The organism is Sphaerisporangium fuscum, from assembly GCF_018531465.1.
Lineage (GTDB): Bacteria > Actinomycetota > Actinomycetes > Streptosporangiales > Streptosporangiaceae > Sphaerisporangium > Sphaerisporangium fuscum.
Genome location: NZ_JAHDTF010000049.1, coordinates 15,858 through 30,144 on the forward strand (window position 1 = coordinate 15,858; position 14,287 = coordinate 30,144).

General features: G+C 70.0%; 18 protein-coding genes and 1 pseudogene. 9 read left to right on the plus strand and 10 right to left on the minus strand.

The features are described from left to right. Nucleotides 1–24 precede the first annotated feature (24 nt). Complete coding sequence (locus tag KIK05_RS42925) at nucleotides 25–849, plus strand: aldo/keto reductase (protein WP_214416672.1); 825 nt, start codon at nucleotides 25–27, stop codon at nucleotides 847–849. Nucleotides 850–971: 122 nt separating this feature from the next. On the opposite strand, the gene KIK05_RS42930 is transcribed toward KIK05_RS42925, so the two are convergent. The 4 genes from KIK05_RS42930 to KIK05_RS42945 all read right to left on the minus strand — a co-directional run bounded on the left by KIK05_RS42930 (nucleotide 972) and on the right by KIK05_RS42945 (nucleotide 4,587). Continuing rightward, nucleotides 972–3,155 carry an MMPL family transporter gene (locus KIK05_RS42930; protein WP_214416673.1) on the minus strand — a complete coding sequence of 728 codons (2,184 nt, stop codon included), beginning with the start codon at nucleotides 3,153–3,155 and terminating at the stop codon, nucleotides 972–974. A gap of 238 nt (nucleotides 3,156–3,393) precedes the next feature. Further along, complete coding sequence (locus KIK05_RS42935) at nucleotides 3,394–3,627, minus strand: hypothetical protein (protein ID WP_250564401.1); 234 nt, start codon at nucleotides 3,625–3,627, stop codon at nucleotides 3,394–3,396. After that, complete coding sequence (locus tag KIK05_RS42940; protein WP_308250375.1) at nucleotides 3,624–3,983, minus strand: ArsR/SmtB family transcription factor; 360 nt, start codon at nucleotides 3,981–3,983, stop codon at nucleotides 3,624–3,626. Before KIK05_RS42940 ends, KIK05_RS42935 begins: the two co-directional genes overlap by 4 nt. Nucleotides 3,984–4,173: 190 nt before the next feature. Further along, a complete protein-coding gene (locus KIK05_RS42945) occupies nucleotides 4,174–4,587 on the minus strand; it encodes a nuclear transport factor 2 family protein (RefSeq protein ID WP_214416674.1) in 414 nt (137 codons plus the stop codon). Between the two features lie 246 nt (nucleotides 4,588–4,833). On the opposite strand from KIK05_RS42945, the gene KIK05_RS42950 reads away from it, so the two are divergent. Further along, nucleotides 4,834–5,244, plus strand: coding sequence for an ATP-binding protein (locus tag KIK05_RS42950; RefSeq protein WP_214416675.1), 411 nt, complete (start codon nucleotides 4,834–4,836; stop codon nucleotides 5,242–5,244). A gap of 14 nt (nucleotides 5,245–5,258) precedes the next feature. On the opposite strand, the gene KIK05_RS42955 is transcribed toward KIK05_RS42950, so the two are convergent. Then, nucleotides 5,259–5,900, minus strand: a complete 642-nt coding sequence (locus KIK05_RS42955; protein WP_214416676.1) for an HD domain-containing protein — start codon at nucleotides 5,898–5,900, stop codon at nucleotides 5,259–5,261. Nucleotides 5,901–6,035: 135 nt separating this feature from the next. On the opposite strand from KIK05_RS42955, the gene KIK05_RS49290 reads away from it, so the two are divergent. The 6 genes and pseudogenes from KIK05_RS49290 to KIK05_RS48555 all read left to right on the plus strand — a co-directional run bounded on the left by KIK05_RS49290 (nucleotide 6,036) and on the right by KIK05_RS48555 (nucleotide 10,280). Next, nucleotides 6,036–7,010, plus strand: a complete 975-nt coding sequence (locus tag KIK05_RS49290) for a GlxA family transcriptional regulator (RefSeq protein WP_214416677.1) — start codon at nucleotides 6,036–6,038, stop codon at nucleotides 7,008–7,010. A gap of 108 nt (nucleotides 7,011–7,118) precedes the next feature. Then, complete coding sequence (locus tag KIK05_RS42965) at nucleotides 7,119–8,030, plus strand: TIGR03621 family F420-dependent LLM class oxidoreductase (protein ID WP_214416678.1); 912 nt, start codon at nucleotides 7,119–7,121, stop codon at nucleotides 8,028–8,030. Between the two features lie 13 nt (nucleotides 8,031–8,043). Further along, nucleotides 8,044–8,640: a histidine phosphatase family protein gene (locus KIK05_RS42970; RefSeq protein WP_214416679.1), complete on the plus strand. Its 597-nt coding sequence runs from the start codon at nucleotides 8,044–8,046 to the stop codon at nucleotides 8,638–8,640. A 107-nt stretch (nucleotides 8,641–8,747) separates the two neighbouring features. Beyond that, nucleotides 8,748–9,149 (plus strand): hypothetical protein, encoded by a 402-nt coding sequence (locus KIK05_RS42975; RefSeq protein WP_214416680.1) that lies wholly within the window; start codon nucleotides 8,748–8,750, stop codon nucleotides 9,147–9,149. Continuing rightward, a pseudogene (locus tag KIK05_RS49640) lies at nucleotides 9,146–9,922 on the plus strand (ARPP-2 domain-containing protein); the annotation flags it as partial. The gene KIK05_RS42975 and the pseudogene KIK05_RS49640, both read left to right, overlap by 4 nt. A 223-nt stretch (nucleotides 9,923–10,145) precedes the next feature. Continuing rightward, nucleotides 10,146–10,280 (plus strand): hypothetical protein, encoded by a 135-nt coding sequence (locus KIK05_RS48555; RefSeq protein WP_284681600.1) that lies wholly within the window; start codon nucleotides 10,146–10,148, stop codon nucleotides 10,278–10,280. Here the strand turns inward: KIK05_RS48555 and KIK05_RS42985 are convergent. From KIK05_RS42985 to KIK05_RS43000, 4 genes are all read right to left on the minus strand, one after another. Further along, nucleotides 10,262–11,038 carry an NIPSNAP family protein gene (locus KIK05_RS42985; protein WP_214416681.1) on the minus strand — a complete coding sequence of 259 codons (777 nt, stop codon included), beginning with the start codon at nucleotides 11,036–11,038 and terminating at the stop codon, nucleotides 10,262–10,264. The genes KIK05_RS48555 and KIK05_RS42985 overlap by 19 nt on opposite strands. Before the next feature lie 175 nt (nucleotides 11,039–11,213). After that, entirely contained in the window at nucleotides 11,214–11,474 is a 261-nt protein-coding gene (locus KIK05_RS42990; RefSeq protein ID WP_250564404.1) for a hypothetical protein, read from the minus strand. A gap of 132 nt (nucleotides 11,475–11,606) precedes the next feature. Continuing rightward, nucleotides 11,607–11,843: a DUF397 domain-containing protein gene (locus tag KIK05_RS42995; RefSeq protein ID WP_184613824.1), complete on the minus strand. Its 237-nt coding sequence runs from the start codon at nucleotides 11,841–11,843 to the stop codon at nucleotides 11,607–11,609. Then, on the minus strand, nucleotides 11,844–12,710 hold the full coding sequence (locus tag KIK05_RS43000; RefSeq protein ID WP_504740210.1) for a Sco1979 family transcriptional regulator: 867 nt from the start codon (nucleotides 12,708–12,710) through the stop codon (nucleotides 11,844–11,846). It lies immediately after the preceding gene. A 290-nt stretch (nucleotides 12,711–13,000) separates the two neighbouring features. Between KIK05_RS43000 and KIK05_RS48560 the strand changes: the two genes are divergently transcribed. After that, a complete protein-coding gene (locus tag KIK05_RS48560; protein ID WP_308250376.1) occupies nucleotides 13,001–13,390 on the plus strand; it encodes an ATP-binding protein in 390 nt (129 codons plus the stop codon). Here the strand turns inward: KIK05_RS48560 and KIK05_RS43010 are convergent. Next, a complete protein-coding gene (locus tag KIK05_RS43010) occupies nucleotides 13,380–13,757 on the minus strand; it encodes a cytochrome P450 family protein (protein ID WP_214416684.1) in 378 nt (125 codons plus the stop codon). The two genes, KIK05_RS48560 and KIK05_RS43010, sit on opposite strands and share 11 nt — an antisense overlap. Between the last annotated feature and the right edge of the window lie 530 nt (nucleotides 13,758–14,287).

A 14,287-nucleotide genomic window follows, 5' to 3' on the forward strand; every position in this document is an offset into this window, starting at 1 on the left:
AACAAGCAAGTTAGGCGACAAACCATGTCAGTCGTGCCCGATATCACCTTCAACAACGGCGTGCGGATCCCGCAGCTCGGTTTCGGCGTCTTCCAGGTGCCGGAGTCGGAGACCGTCGCCGCCGTCACCACCGCCCTGGAGGCGGGCTACCGCAGCATCGACACCGCCGCCATCTACGGCAACGAGGAGGGCGTCGGCGAGGCGATCGCCCGGTCCGGGCTCCCCCGCCAGGAGCTCTTCGTCACCACCAAGCTGTGGAACAGCGAGCAGGGCTACGACTCCACCCTCAACGCCTTCGACGCCAGCCTCGCCAAGCTCGGGCTGGACTACCTCGACCTGTACCTCATCCACTGGCCCACCCCGGCCAAGGACCGCTACCTGGAGACCTGGCGCGCCTTCGAGAAGCTCTACGCCGACGGCCGGGTCCGCGCGATCGGCGTGTCGAACTTCCAGCCCGCCCACCTGCGCCGGCTGCTCGACCACGGCGGCGTCGTGCCGGTGATCAACCAGGTCGAGCTCCACCCGAACCTCCAGCAGGACGAGCTGCGCGCCTTCCACGCCGAGCACGCCATCGTCACCGAGGCCTGGAGCCCGCTGGCCCAGGGCGCCCTCCTGAAGGACCCGGTGATCACCTCGATCGCCGACCGGCTCGGGAAGAGCCCCGCCCAGGTGATCCTGCGCTGGCACCTCCAACTCGGCAACGTCGTCATCCCCAAGTCGGTCACCCCGGAGCGCATCCGCGAGAACATCGACGTCTTCGATTTCGCCCTGACCGACGACGACATGGCCGCCATCAAGCCCCTCGACAACGGCACCCGCGTCGGCCCCGATCCCGACACCTTGAACTGATCGGGGCCGCCCTCCGTCCAGGGCCACATGGACGCTGTCGACCATGAGACGCCACCGTGGCCGGATGTCCGGCCAGGGCGGCGTGGGTCTGAAGGTTTCGGGCTCCGCCGGCGGCCGCTCGATCAGCCGCGCACCGCGACCGCTTCCGGCGCGGGCGTCGACCGCGGTGCCGGGCGGGACGGCCACCAGGCCCTGCGGCCGAGCAGTGTCATCGCCGACGGCAGGATCAGCACCCGGATGACGAAGGCGTCCAGCAGCACGGCCGTCGCCAGGCTGAAGCCGATCTGCTTCATCTCCGCCAGGTGGAGGAACACGAAGGCGGCGAACACCGTCACCATGACGACGGCGGCGCTGGTCACGACACTGGCCGAGGAGCCGATGCCCTCCAGCACGGCCTGGCGGGGAGGCGTTCCGCGCAGCGCCGCCTCGCGGATCCGGCTCACCACGAACACCTGGTAGTCCATGGACAGCCCGAAGAGGATCACGAAGAGGAAGAGCGGCACGCGGGATCCGATCGCGCTCGTGGCGCTTTCGTCGAAGCCGAACAGCACCGATGCCAGGCCGTGCTGGAAGAACACCACCAGCAGCCCGAACGCGCCGGCCGCGGAGAGCAGGTTGAGCGCGATCCCGACCAGTCCGAGCACCACCGAACGGAACATCACGACCGTCATCACGAAGGTCACCAGCAGCAGGAACCCCACGACGAGCGGAAGCTTGGCGTCCTGGTTGGCCAGGTAGTCGGCGTCACGGGCGACGTCCCCCGTGACGGCCGCCTCCACCCCCGCCAGCCGGCCGACCGTGGCGGGGAGGTAGTCGCCACGGAGCCGGTCGAGCGACTCCCGCGCCTGCGGGGAGCTCAACCGGAACGGGGTGGACAGCTCCAGCAGGCTGGTACGGCCGTCGGCCGACGCCTGCTCGCGCGGCTTGGCGCGCCCGGCGAACAGCGGGTCCGCCTGCGCGCGCCGCGCGAGGTCCCGCAGCGCCCGGGCCACCTCGCCGGAACGCGCCGGCTCGGACCGTACGACGATCTGGTGCTGGACGCGCAGTTCCGGGAACGCGGCGGTCAGCCTGTCGTACACCTGCAGTGCGGGGATCTCGCGCGAGTGGCTGTCCTTGTTCAGGACCCTCAGCTGCATGCCCAGTGCGGGAAGCGCGAGCGCGACCATGACCAGCACCGACAGGCACAGGGTGATCGCCGGATGCCTGCTCGCCGGACGCAGCAGGACGCCCCAGACCCGGCCGGTGCCGGTCCTCCGGGCCGCGACCGGCTTCCGCCTGCGCGCCGCCCGGCGCCCGATCGTGACCAGCAGCGCGGGCAGCACGGTCAGCGAGCTGATCACCGCGGCCAGGACGACGACGATCGTGCCGGTGGCGAGGGAGGCGAAGACGATGTCCCCGGCCAGGTACAGCGTGGCGGTCGAGACGACCACCGCGAAGCCGGAGACCACGACGGCGTGTCCCGAGGTGGCCGCCGCCAGCTCCACCACCGCCTCCGGGCTGAGCCGCCCTCCGGCACGGGCACGCTCCTCGCGTTCGCGCTTGAGGTAGAACAGCGTGTAGTCGACACCGACCGCCATGCCGATCAGCAGGATGACGTTGTTGCCCACGCCGGCGTCCGGGATGACGTGCGAGACCACCATGGCGAGCCCCATCGCGGCGGCGATCGACGACAGCGCCAGCAGCAGCGGCACCCCGGCCATGACGACGGAGCCGAAGACCAGCAGCAGGGTCACCAGCGTGACCGGCAACGTGATCGCCTCGGAGAGCGCCAGGTCGCCGCCGCGCTGTTCGTCGACGCCCTGGCTGATCGAGGGGCTGCCGCTCTCCTCCAGGACCAGGTCCGGGTGGTTCTTCTGCACCTGGGCGGTCTCGGCGGTCAGTGCGTCGACGTGCTTGCGGGCGTCGAGTTCCTCGCCCTTCATCGTCACGTCCACTCTGAGCACCGCGCCGTCCGCGGACCGGACCGGAGGTCCGACGCGTGCGACCTCGGGGAGCTTTTCCATGCCGGCGGTGAGGTCCCGCACGGCGGCGCCGGCGGCCGTGACGTCCAGCGGGCCCGTCCTGGAACGGACGGTGACGTACTCCACGGGTTTGCGCTGCAGGCCGCCCTCGGCGGCCATCGCCTCGGCCCTGCCGGCCTCGCCGACCCGGTAGTCCTCCGTGGACGCGCTGCGGGTGCCGACCGCCGCGCCGATGCCGAGACAGAGCGCGACGAACAGGCACCAGCCGACGATCGCCCGCCATGGGTGGGTGGCGCTCCAGCCGGCGATCCGCACGGTCAGGGGCCGCTTCGTCCCGCCGTTCACCGGCCCGCGCCGCTCGGCTCGGCGGCGTCCCTGCGGACTGATTTGCTTTCGAGCAGCATGAGCTGCTCTCCTTTCCTTTGATGTTCGTGCGCGTTGAAGGCACGCCGTCACGGCGTGGGTCGCGCGACTTCGTTCGGGGTGGCGAGTGCCAGCTCGCCACCCCGTTTTCCTACGTACCGCCGGTCAGGGCCTGGACGGCGAGTGCCAGCTCGCGTCCGGGCCGTTCCCGATCATGCGGTCATCCGACGCTCCGGAGGAGCTGCTCGACATCGCTCAGCCGGTCGGTGAGGTCGGCCAGCTGCGCCTGAAGCCGCTCCTGGTTGCGCAAGGTCTGCTCGGCCAGCCGGCGGTACTCCGACATCGCCGCGATCTCGGTGCGGTGCCGCAGCAGCCGGAAGTAGAAGAGCAGGCCGGCCACGACCATGGTGGTGAGCAGCAGCAAGACGACGCTGGGGATGATGATTTCCTTCAACTCCGTGTCTCCTGCATGTCGTCGGGCCCTTCCTGGCCGTCGTTCCGCGACCCGTGATCCATCCGCCCCGCCTCGTCGCCCTGCTCCGCCTCGTCGGCCCGGAGGGCGTCGAGGATCGTGTTCACCGACAGGCGCACATCGAACGGCGCCAGCCGGAAGTACTTCATCGCCTTGCCCTCCGCCGAGAGCTCCAGGTCGCCGGCGACCAGCCCTGCCTTCTCCATCCGCTCCAGATGCATGTAGAGCAGCGGACGCGAGATGCCGAGCCGCCGGGCGAGCTCGCTCACGTGCACCCGGCCCTCGGCAAGCCCCGCGACGATGCGCAACCGCTGCGGATGCCCGAGGGCTGCGAGCACCGCCAACAGCTCCTCACTGGTCAGGATCCCTCCGCAGTCATCTCTATGTTCCACCTGTTAGTGAAGACTGACAGGTGGAACACGAAGCCGTCAAGTCGGCCGGACGGCGGACCGATCGCGGGGCGCGGGCGAGGGACCGGGATCCGGAGACGCAAGAGGCGTGGAGCGGTTCGGCGTCACCGCGCGGAGGTCAGTCCCGCGGCTTGCGATAGGAGGGGTGGCCGGTGTCCTCCTCGTACGCAGGGCGGACGTCGATGGTGTCGTACACGATGTGCATGGCGGCGATGCGGCCCTCGGCGTCCAGTTCCATGACGTCGACCACGTCGAACGGGGCCGGGCGGCCGCTGGGCAGGCGCCAGTCGTAGTGGAACCAGATGTTCACCAGGCGGGTGCCGGTCACGGTCTCCCCCGTCGTGACCCCGCGCAGCGTCAGGTACGACGCGCTGCTGTCCCCGAGGGTCTTGGGGAAGAAGTCCACCGCGGAGTTGGGCCCGTACATGGGCGAGTAGACCATCGCGCCGGGCGCGAAAAGGGCGAGGATGCGGTCGAGGTCACCCTTGCTCAGGGCGGCGAGGTAGGCGTCCGCCAGTTCTCGGGGCGTCACAAGGTCGAATGCTAACCGCGCAGCGGACGGGCGCCGCGGGTGACTCGTCCCGGTCCGGGCGGGCGGCCGCCTCAGCTCGCCACCGGACATCGATTCCCGCAGTTCACCGCATGGAGCACCAGGGTCCCCCAGAAAGAACGGGCCTTGCCCCGCACGGTGCCGCCGCCACCAGACAGCCGGGCAAAAAGCGCAAACATGGACAGAGTATGGTCATCCATGCCATAAACGACACAGACGGGGAAGTACATGATCGGCACCGGGGACGGCCATCGCACGGTGTGCTGGGACATTCCCAGGGACCCCACGGTCCTGGGTGACGTGCGAGGCAAGGTCCGGCGGGCCCTCGGCGACTGGAAGTTCACCGACGGCGGCGAGCTGACCGACGACGTGGTGCTCGCGACCAGCGAGGTGCTGAGCAACGCCGTCCTGTACGGCCTGCCGCCCATCCAGCTCACCCTGTGCATGTCGGATCACGACGTCCTCGCCGAGGTGACCGACCACGGCGCCGGACGTCCCCGGCGGCAGGTCGCCGACGACGACGCCGAGCACGGCCGCGGCCTGACGATCGTCGAGGCCGTGTGCGACGAATGGGGCGTCATGCCGGCCCCCGACGGCAGCGCGAAGACCGTCTGGTTCCGCAAGTCCTGCTCCGGCTGAACGTTCACACCGGGTCACTCGGGCCAGTCGGAGTTCATGATCACCTCGACGAAGTCGATGTGGCGGAACCCTGGCACGAAGTGTTCGAGCACGTCGGCGTTCACCGTGCCGAACGTCGTGCCCGGCCGGTCCTTGAACCCCTCGGTGAAGGCGGCGAGGATCCGCCGCTTGAAGTCGGGCCGCGGGTGGGCTGCGGTGACCTCGGCGATGTCCCGGGGGTCGAGGCGGTGGTAGCCGACGCCGAGCACGTCGGTCTCGACCCCGGCGGTGACCAGCGCCACCTCGGGTTCGAGGTGGTAGGGCACCTCCGGGGTGGTGTGCAGCGCGATCGCCTCCCACACCTTGCGGATGCCGGCCTCCGGCACGCCGTGGGAGGTGAGGAACCGGCGCGCCTCGTCGGCTCCGTCGATCTCGAAGCGCCGTTCGGTCGTACGGCGGTAGGGCTCGGTCAGCCCGAGGTCGTGGAACATCGCACCGACGTAGAGCAGTTCGGGGTCGGCTTCGAGCCCGAGCCTCCTCCCCTGCAGGGTGCCGAACAGGTAGACGCGGCGTGAGTGGTGGTACAGCAGCGGGCCCGCCACCTCCCGCACGAGCTCGGTGGCCTCTGCGGCCATGAACGAGTCGGGGACGACGACGCCGGCGATCTTCTCGATCATGTCGGTTCTCCTCGCAGGTCGTGGGCTGGTCGTATCCTGTGAATTCACCCTCGCAACCAGGCGAGCGGCGGCACCCCGTCTGTCCGGACAGGTAGCCCACAGATCGGGACATGCCACGCTGAACGGAGACAGCACGTGGCGGCACACGGGCCTGCGGCGCCTCATCGGGTCGGGATCCTGGTGTTCGACGGCGTCAAGCTGCTCGACGTCGCCGGGCCGAGCGAGGTGTTCAGCGAGGCCAACCGGTTCGGCGCCTCCTACGAGCTCGTGCTGTGCTCGCCGCACGGCCGGGAGGTCGCCTCGTCCACGGGCATGCGCGTGCCGGTGGACGCCGACGCCCACGACGACCTCGCCTTCGACACGGTGCTCGTCGCGGGGGGCGACCTGTTGCCGACGCGCCCGGTGGGGGCGGAGCTGCTGTCGGCGGCCCGCGAGATGGCCCGCCGCGCCTCCCGCGTCTCCTCGATCTGCACGGGCGCGTTCGTCCTCGCCTCCGCCGGGCTGCTCGACGGCCGGCGCGCCACCACCCACTGGCAGCACACCCGCATCCTGCAGAGGTCGTTCCCCGAGATCGCGGTCGAGCCGGACGCGATCTTCGTGCGGGACGGCAGCGTGTACACCTCGGCGGGTGTCACGGCGGGCATCGACCTCGCCCTCGCCCTTCTGGAGGACGATCACGGGGCCGAGCTGGCCCGGAAGGTCGCGCAGTCCCTGGTGGTCTTCCTCCAGCGCCCGGGCGGGCAGTCGCAGTTCTCGCCGTCGCTGTCCGGGCCGCGCCCGCCGGCGTCCCCGCTGCGCGGCCTGCTCGACGCCATCGCCGCCGATCCGGCGGGCGACCACTCGGTCCCCCGGCTCGCCGCGCGGGTCAACGTCAGCGGACGCCACCTGGCGCGCCTGTTCCAGCACGAACTGGGCATGTCGCCGGCGAAGTACGTCGAGCTGATCCGCCTGGACGCGGCCAAGTCGATGCTCGACGCCGGGCACTCGGTGACCTCCGCCGCCGAGCTCGCCGGGTTCGGCAGCCCGGAGTCCCTGCGGCGTGCCTTCGTCCACCACGTGGGGGTCTCCCCGCGCACCTACCAGCAGCGTTTCCGCAGCTCCCAGAGGTAGCCAGGCCGAGCCGAGGAGACCCGCCCCGCTTCGGTTGCCCGCGGTGGGCGATTACCCGGATACTGGGCCCCGGAAGTGACTTGAACAAGCGCTTGGCTGGGAGGCCCTGTGAGACCGTTCCGGTTCGCCGCCGTCGTCCGCGACGCCGAGTCCGCCAAGTCCTGGGCCGACAAGGCGCGCCGCCTGGAGGACTCGGGTTACGACGTGCTGCTGGTCCCCGACCACCTCGTGGGCCCGCGCTTCGGGCCGATCGCCGCCATGACCGCCGCAGCCTGCGCCACCACCCGGCTGCGGGTCGGCACGCTGGTGTTCGCCAACGACTTCCGGCACCCGGCCGTGCTGGCCAAGGAGACCGCCGGCCTCGACCTGCTGTCCGACGGACGCCTGGAGGTGGGCCTGGGCACCGGCTGGGCGGCGGCCGACTACTCCGCCGCGGGGCTCACGCTCGACCCGCCCGGCGTCCGCGTCGACCGGCTCGCCGAGGCGATCACCGTTCTCAAGGGGCTGTGGTCGGAGGGGCCGTTCAGCTTCGAGGGCGAGCACTACCGCATCACCGCGCTCGACCAGCGGCCCAAGCCCGTCCAGCGGCCCCACCCCAAACTGCAGCTCGGCGGCGGCGGGCCCCGCGTCCTCAGGCTCGCCGCGCGCGAGGCGGACGTGGTCAACCTGACCATGCGGGTACGGCCGGACGGCTCCGGGCCGGACCGGGACGACGGCGGCCTGGACGCGTTCCTGAAGAAGATCGACATCGTGCGCGCGGCCGCCGGGGCGCGGTACGACGCGATCGAGCTCGGCACGAGCGTCATGCGGGCCGGCGTCCCCAGGGAGAGGGCCGCCTGGAGCGCCGCCGACACCAGCCGCCAGGACGACACCCCGCAGGTCCTGCTCGGCTCGCGGGACGAGATGGCCGCCAAGCTGCGCCGCTGGCGCGACGACCACGATCTGTCGTACTTCGTCCTGCACAACGAGTCCGATCTGGACGCCTTCACCCCCGTCGTCGAGGAGCTGGCCGGGCAGTGAATGATGGCTACCTATGGAACGCGTCATTCTTCTGCGCCACGGTGAGACCGAGTGGAGCCGGGACGGCCGGCACACCGGGCGTACGGACATCCCACTGACCCCCGGCGGGGAGGAGCAGGCCCGGGCCCTCGCCGCCGCCCTCTCCGGCACGAAGGTCTCGCTCGTGCTCACCAGCCCCGCCTCACGCGCCCGTCGCACGGCGGAGCTCGCGGGCCTGACCGACTACGAGATCGAGCCGAACCTCTGGGAGTGGGACTACGGAGGGTACGAGGGCATCAGCACGCCCGACATCCGGCGGACCCGTCCCGGCTGGTACCTCTGGCGCGACGGGGTCATCCCGGGGGACGCCGAGCACCCCGGCGAGACGGTGGAGCAGGTGGCCGAGCGCGCCGACAAGGTGATCGCCCGCGTGCTGGGGGCGGACGGCACGGTCGTCCTCGTCTCCCACGGCCACTTCCTGCGCGTCCTGACCGCCCGCTGGCTCGGCCTCACCCCGCAGGACGGCCGCTTCCTCAAGCTCGACACCGGCACGATCTCCGTCCTCGGCTTCGAGCACGAGGAACACGCCATCGCCCGCTGGAACGCCCCGGTCTCCGGCACCCTGCTGTAGACCTCACCCCTCTCCGGACGATTCCGGCGGACCGGAGGGGCGCGGAAAATCGGCAGAGGGCCTGAAACGCGTCCTGTTAGGGTCCTCCTGCCGGCCGCGGGACTACGGTGCGACTGTCGTACCCGTACGGCCCCACCCCGCTCGGCCGGCGGATCCTCGACGCGCTCGACACCGCGCCCGACCGCCTGGTGATCGTCTCCGACGGGTGGGACAACGCCCCGCCCGGCCTGGCCGCCGAAGTGCTCCGCGTATGGCGCACCCGGCTCGACCCGGGACGCCGCGTCAGCGTGGTCCACCTCAACCCGGTGTACGACGCGGCCGGCTTCGACGTGCGACGCCTGGCCCCCACGGTGCCGACGGCGGGAATCCGCGACGCCGAGGATCTGCCCGCGCTGGTCGAGCTCGCCCAGTTCGCGGAGGGCCGGACCGGCCTGGCCGAGCTGAAGGCCTACCTGGACGCCCGGACGGCCCGGTTCCTGCACGAGGACGGCCTGGAGCGCGCCCGATGACCACACTCGACCTGGCCGGCCTGGACACCCGCCCCTCCCAGGTCTGGGGCGCGGTCCGCCTGGTCCCCCTCGTCCGCGCCGAGCCCTTCGCCGACCTACGCCTGCACCGGCGGGTGTACGGCGACGAGATCGGTTCGGTCCAGGTCGGGCCCCGGACGTCGTACTTCTCCTACGTCCCGCACGCGTTCGTGGCGCACTGGACCGGCGACGGCACGCCGGCCGCCGCGTACGGCACGCAGTTGTCGACGGTCCCGGACGCGGGACCCCGCTCGATGCCGCTGCGGTTCCACCGCCGGATGGCCCGCCGCGAGCACGGCGACCGGCTGCGCTTCCTGCCCCTGCACCTGGCCCTGGAGGGGTACCTGGCGCTCCACTTCGGCGGCCCGTCGATCGCCTGGGAGGAGTGGTCGCAGCGCGCGATCCGCCAGGGCCTGTCGCCGCGTGTCGAGGAGGCGTACGTCGGGGCGCAGGTCCAGGGGCTGGCCGACGCGCTGCGGGTGTTCGAGATCCACCCGGGCCAGTGCGGGGTGATGGTGTACGCCGCCGACGCGCTCGCCGCCGCTTTCGTCGTACCCCACCCCGACGACTACCGCCTGCTGCACCAGACCCTCCTGCTGGACCTGTACGGCGAGCTGATCCACCACTACGCGACGCTGGTGGCGGGTGTGCCGGACTTCCGCGCCCGCCTGCGCGACCACGAGATCCGCTCGCCGGCCGACCTGCGGGCCGCGGCGGACGAGCAGGAACGCGCGTGGGCGGCGTTCCACGACTCCACCATGGCCGGCGATCTGCTGTCGCCCTCCTACACCTTCGAGAGGGTCCACCGGATGGGGCGCTTCACGCTGTCCCGGTTCATGCCGCCCTTCCGTCCGAAGGAGCAGAACCACATCGGTGAGGTGATCACCGACGACGGGGGCCGCGTCGCCTATCTCAAGACCTTCCGGCTCTCGGAAAGCCAGGTGCGCCGCGGCCACCTGCTCAGCCTGCTGGCCGCCCATGACTGGAACACGGCGCACACCGGCCGCCGCGATGGGTCTCAGCGAGGCGGCCCTGGGCATGCGGCTGGAGTCGGCGGGCTTCGGCTTCCTGCTCCGGCAGGACGTCCTGGACGGCTACCGCAAGCGGGCCTGAGCCGCGGGGGCCAGGCGGGAGCCGGGGAAGGGGGCCAGGAGGGTCTCGCGCCAGGGGCCCTCCAGGTAGTGGCGGGCGCGCTTCTGCCAGTCGAGGAGGCGGGGGTCGGGCGTGACCTCGTCGTCCAGGCCGAGTGCGGCGTCGCGGGCGCGCTGGGTCGCGAGGTGGTCGTCGAGCGACATGCCCCAGATGGTGACGACCTCGGTGTCGCAGAACAGCACCTCGTACAGGCCGACCAGCCGGTGGCCGTGGTCGGCGAGGATCGGGAGGCGTTCCTCCTTCACCGCCGCCAGGTAGTCCAGGGCCGCCCCCGGCCGCACCCTCGCGCTTTCGAACAGGTAGAACGGCGCGGCGTACCCCTCGGCGAGCAGGTCGGCGACGGCGGGGCTGTCGTGGGCGGCGCCGAGGGGGCGGGAGAAGGCGGAGAACCGCAGGTCGTCGATGTCGGACAGGAACAGCTTGTCGTCGACGCCGTCGTAGATGTTCATCATCTGCCGCCAGCCGCCGTCCCAGCCGCCGTGGCAGTCCCACAGCGTGACGGCCTTGAACTGCGGGTGACCGGTGATGCCCACGGCGTAGAAGGCTCCGACCAGGTCGATCTCGCGCGACCGGATGGACAGGCCCTGGGTGAGCTCGGGCCGGTCGAGCCGCTCGTCCTCCTTCTTGTACCTGGTCAGCCAGGTGAGGTACTCCAGCGGCTTGCGCGAGTTCATCGGGCGGAAGTCGACCTCTTCGACCAGATAGATGCCACGGCGCATCGCACTCTCCCGTCACCAAGCTAACGCTTGGTCGAAGAGTAGCTGCGGGGAGAGGCCCGGACAAGAAGGGGCACTCACACCGGGACCGCCCTTGACGCGGGAACCGGGTACTCCGCCGTAGCGCCCTCGAACCAGGGGCGGCGGGGCGCGGAGGGCGGGGTGGGCCGCGTCTCCGTCAGCCGCCCACCACGGGCTGGGGCTGCGGGCCCTGGCCGGTCAGCCATTCGAGGACGCGGCGGTGGCCGCGGCGGGCGTCCTCGAAGTGACCCCAGCGCCAGTACCTGGGCTGGTCACGGACTCCGGTGACCCAGGTGCGGTAGGAGACCGGGCGGGAGCCGTCCTCAGTGGAGGCCGCGGACGCGACTCCGTACGTACGGATCACGACGCGGCCCCCCGGCGCGAAAAGCACGTCGTCCGCCACGGGATAGAGAGTCATCTGGTCCAGCATCACGGTCCCCCACGAATGTCACTGGAAGTGGACGAATCCAGTGTGCCGGATCGATGACAGGCCCCGGTTACACGATCAGCGCTCTCCGGTTAACCGGACTCGCGGCATGTGAACAGGGTGTTACGCGACGAGATTGTCGAACTCGCCGTCCTTGACGCCGAGCACCAGGGCGCGGATCTCGTCACGGGTGTAGATCAGGGCCGGTCCGTCCGGGTAACGGGAGTTACGGACGGCGACGCCCCCGTCGGGGAGTTTGGCAAGCTCGACGCAGTTGCCCTGCGAATTGCTGTGAACACTCTTGCGCCACGCGACGCCGGTCAGACTCGTCGCCGGCATTCCGTTATAGGGCTGGTTCATCTAGATCTCTCTGAGTATGTCGCCGAGTATCTCGGCAGTGCCCCCGGGGGTTGTGCTCTCGATGCACAGCTGTTCCATGGCGGTGAGGTACGGGTCGATATCCTCACGTTTGTCCAAGTAAAGGGCACCCCACAGCTGCTCGACGTAGACCACGTCCGACAGGTCGGACTCGGGAAAACGCAGGATGGTGAACGCTCCACCCTCGGCCGCATGCATGCCGAACTGGAACGGCATCACCTGCAACGTGATGGCCGGCAGGCTCGCGACCGCCATCAGATGCTGAAGCTGCTCATACATGATCTCCTTGCCACCGATCGGCCGCCGGAGTGCGGCCTCGTCGATGACCGCCCACAGTTTCGGTCCGTCGTTTCGGGTGAGACGCTCCTGCCGTTGCATGCGCAGATGCACACGACGTTCGATCTCGTCGTCGGAGACGTCCGGAAGCCCGAGCCTGATCACCGTCCGGGCGTACGCCGCCGTCTGGAGGAGACCCGGCACGAACTGCACTTCGTAGGTGCGGATGACCGAGGCCGCCTCCTCGAGCCCGACGTAGGTCGAGAACCATGAGGGGAGGAGATCGCTGTACTTGTGCCACCATCCGGGAGTGTTCGCCTCGCGGACCATCTCGAGCAGCGCACGACGATCGGCGTCGTCGTCGACGCCGTAGAGCGTGAGCAGATCCTCGACGTCACGCGTCTTGAACCCCACGCGCCCGAGCTCCATCCGGCTGATCTTCGACTCGGAGGCGCGGATGTGAAAACCCGCGACCTCACGGGTTAGCCCCCGCTCCTCACGCAGCCTGCGTAGGCTTGCGCCCAGCATGATGCGGCGTACCGTTGAGCCGGAACCAGGCGGATCGATGGACACGTGCTTTCCTCCGGTTGTGGACTGGATCACAGTCTGTCAAAGATCGCGCGTGTGGTCCCCCTTCGTTCACTCCCAGGGCTAACCGTAGCGCCTGCACGACCCTTCTGCACGTGCATTCGCTCTTGCACCTGCACAGGAGTTTGCATCATCATGATCCCGTGCACTCCACGGACCTGACACGTGGGCAAAACCAGTGGTCGGCCTTCGATTGGTGGCCTCCTGTCGGCTGGTGGCCCCTACCCGCCCGCGATCTCACGCCCCCTGGAGCCGGCACGTCGAGTGCCACCTTCGTGCTCCCACCCCGCGCCGAATCCGTCCATTCCGCCCGCAGCTACGCGGCGGGCAGCCTCATGGGCTGGCGCATGGCCGACCTGGTGGAGGACATGGAGCTCGTGGTGTCCGAGCTGGCGACCAACGCCCTGCGCCACGGCCTGGTGCTCGACCCGCAGAACCGTCGGCGCGGCACCGCCGAGCCGATCCGGATGTCGATGATCCGCCGCGACTCCCTGGTGACCTGCGTCTTCGCCGACCCCGGCTCCGCCGCGCCCGTCATGCGCGATCCGTCCCCGCTGGAGCCCGGCGGGATGGGCCTGCACATCGTGGAGTCGATGAGCCTGCGATGGGGCTGGAACCCGCTGCTCCCCTTCGGCAAGGTCGTCTGGGCCGTCCTCAAGAGCTGAGCGGACGGTCGACCGCCTCGCGCCGCTCCCACTGGCCGCGGTTCTCGAAGAACGCGAGCGTGCCGCCGCCGGCGGCGTTGCGCGTGGTCTCGTTGCCCGCGACGGCCGGCGGCACCACGAACATGCCGAGCTCCATGTCCGGCAGAACCTGCTCGCCGGTCACCAGTCGGATGATGATGTCGTCGCGTGGCTCATTCAGCCGTGCTTTTCCGAGTTGGATGCCATACTCAAACAAACCGAACAACTCGGCCGTGTCCACTCTGGAGAACTCCGGGTCGTCGAAACCGATGAGCCTGTTCGACCAGTGGAAGATCTTCTCTCGGTCCTCCGGGGGCACGCCGAGCAGTTCGCACACATAGAGCGGCAAGGGCGCGGCGATCTCGGTGACGAAGTCGGCCGTGCTCCACTGACCTGGTCGATGAGCTCGTCGCAGATACCCCGGATGTGGTCCTCCGGCTTCCCGATCATCCGCGGTGTGAACCCGCGGTTGACGATGGAGATGTCGCGGTGTGCTGGGGCGGGTCCTGGTTGAGCATGATGAGCCGGTCGCGGGCGAGAGCCTCCTCCGTGCGCTCGTACAACATCGACGACTTGAGCTGGGAGGAGAACAGTTCGGGGTGACGTGACACGTGAGTCACGTCCTCGTGGCGGTTGATCGCCCAGAAGCCCGGCCCTCCCGGATCGGGGTGCCGGCGAGTGCTCCCGGAGCCACGAGTACTGATCCCAGGGCACGCCCTGCTCGTACCGATCCGCGGAGAAGATGTTGATCTCGGGGTTCATGGATTCAGGGTCTATTCGGCTACGTCGATCCCGCCGAGCCGGGGCTCTGCACTACGGTTGCTTCTTGTTGACACCCTCCCCCGCCTCCGTCCAAGCGGACGTGGCGCAGGTTTCCGA

Excerpts from the sequence above, each read along its gene's own strand:
- KIK05_RS42985 (WP_214416681.1), bottom strand. The coding sequence starts at position 11,038 with ATGCGCCGTGGCATCTATCTGGTCGAAGAGGTCGACTTCCGCCCGATG.
- KIK05_RS48555 (WP_284681600.1), top strand. The coding sequence starts at position 10,146 with ATGACTGGAACACGGCGCACACCGGCCGCCGCGATGGGTCTCAGCGAG.
- KIK05_RS42990 (WP_250564404.1), bottom strand. The coding sequence starts at position 11,474 with ATGACTCTCTATCCCGTGGCGGACGACGTGCTTTTCGCGCCGGGGGGC.
- KIK05_RS42955 (WP_214416676.1), bottom strand. The coding sequence starts at position 5,900 with ATGATCGAGAAGATCGCCGGCGTCGTCGTCCCCGACTCGTTCATGGCC.
- KIK05_RS42970 (WP_214416679.1), top strand. The coding sequence starts at position 8,044 with ATGGAACGCGTCATTCTTCTGCGCCACGGTGAGACCGAGTGGAGCCGG.
- KIK05_RS42925 (WP_214416672.1), top strand. The coding sequence starts at position 25 with ATGTCAGTCGTGCCCGATATCACCTTCAACAACGGCGTGCGGATCCCG.
- KIK05_RS42950 (WP_214416675.1), top strand. The coding sequence starts at position 4,834 with ATGATCGGCACCGGGGACGGCCATCGCACGGTGTGCTGGGACATTCCC.
- KIK05_RS42995 (WP_184613824.1), bottom strand. The coding sequence starts at position 11,843 with ATGAACCAGCCCTATAACGGAATGCCGGCGACGAGTCTGACCGGCGTC.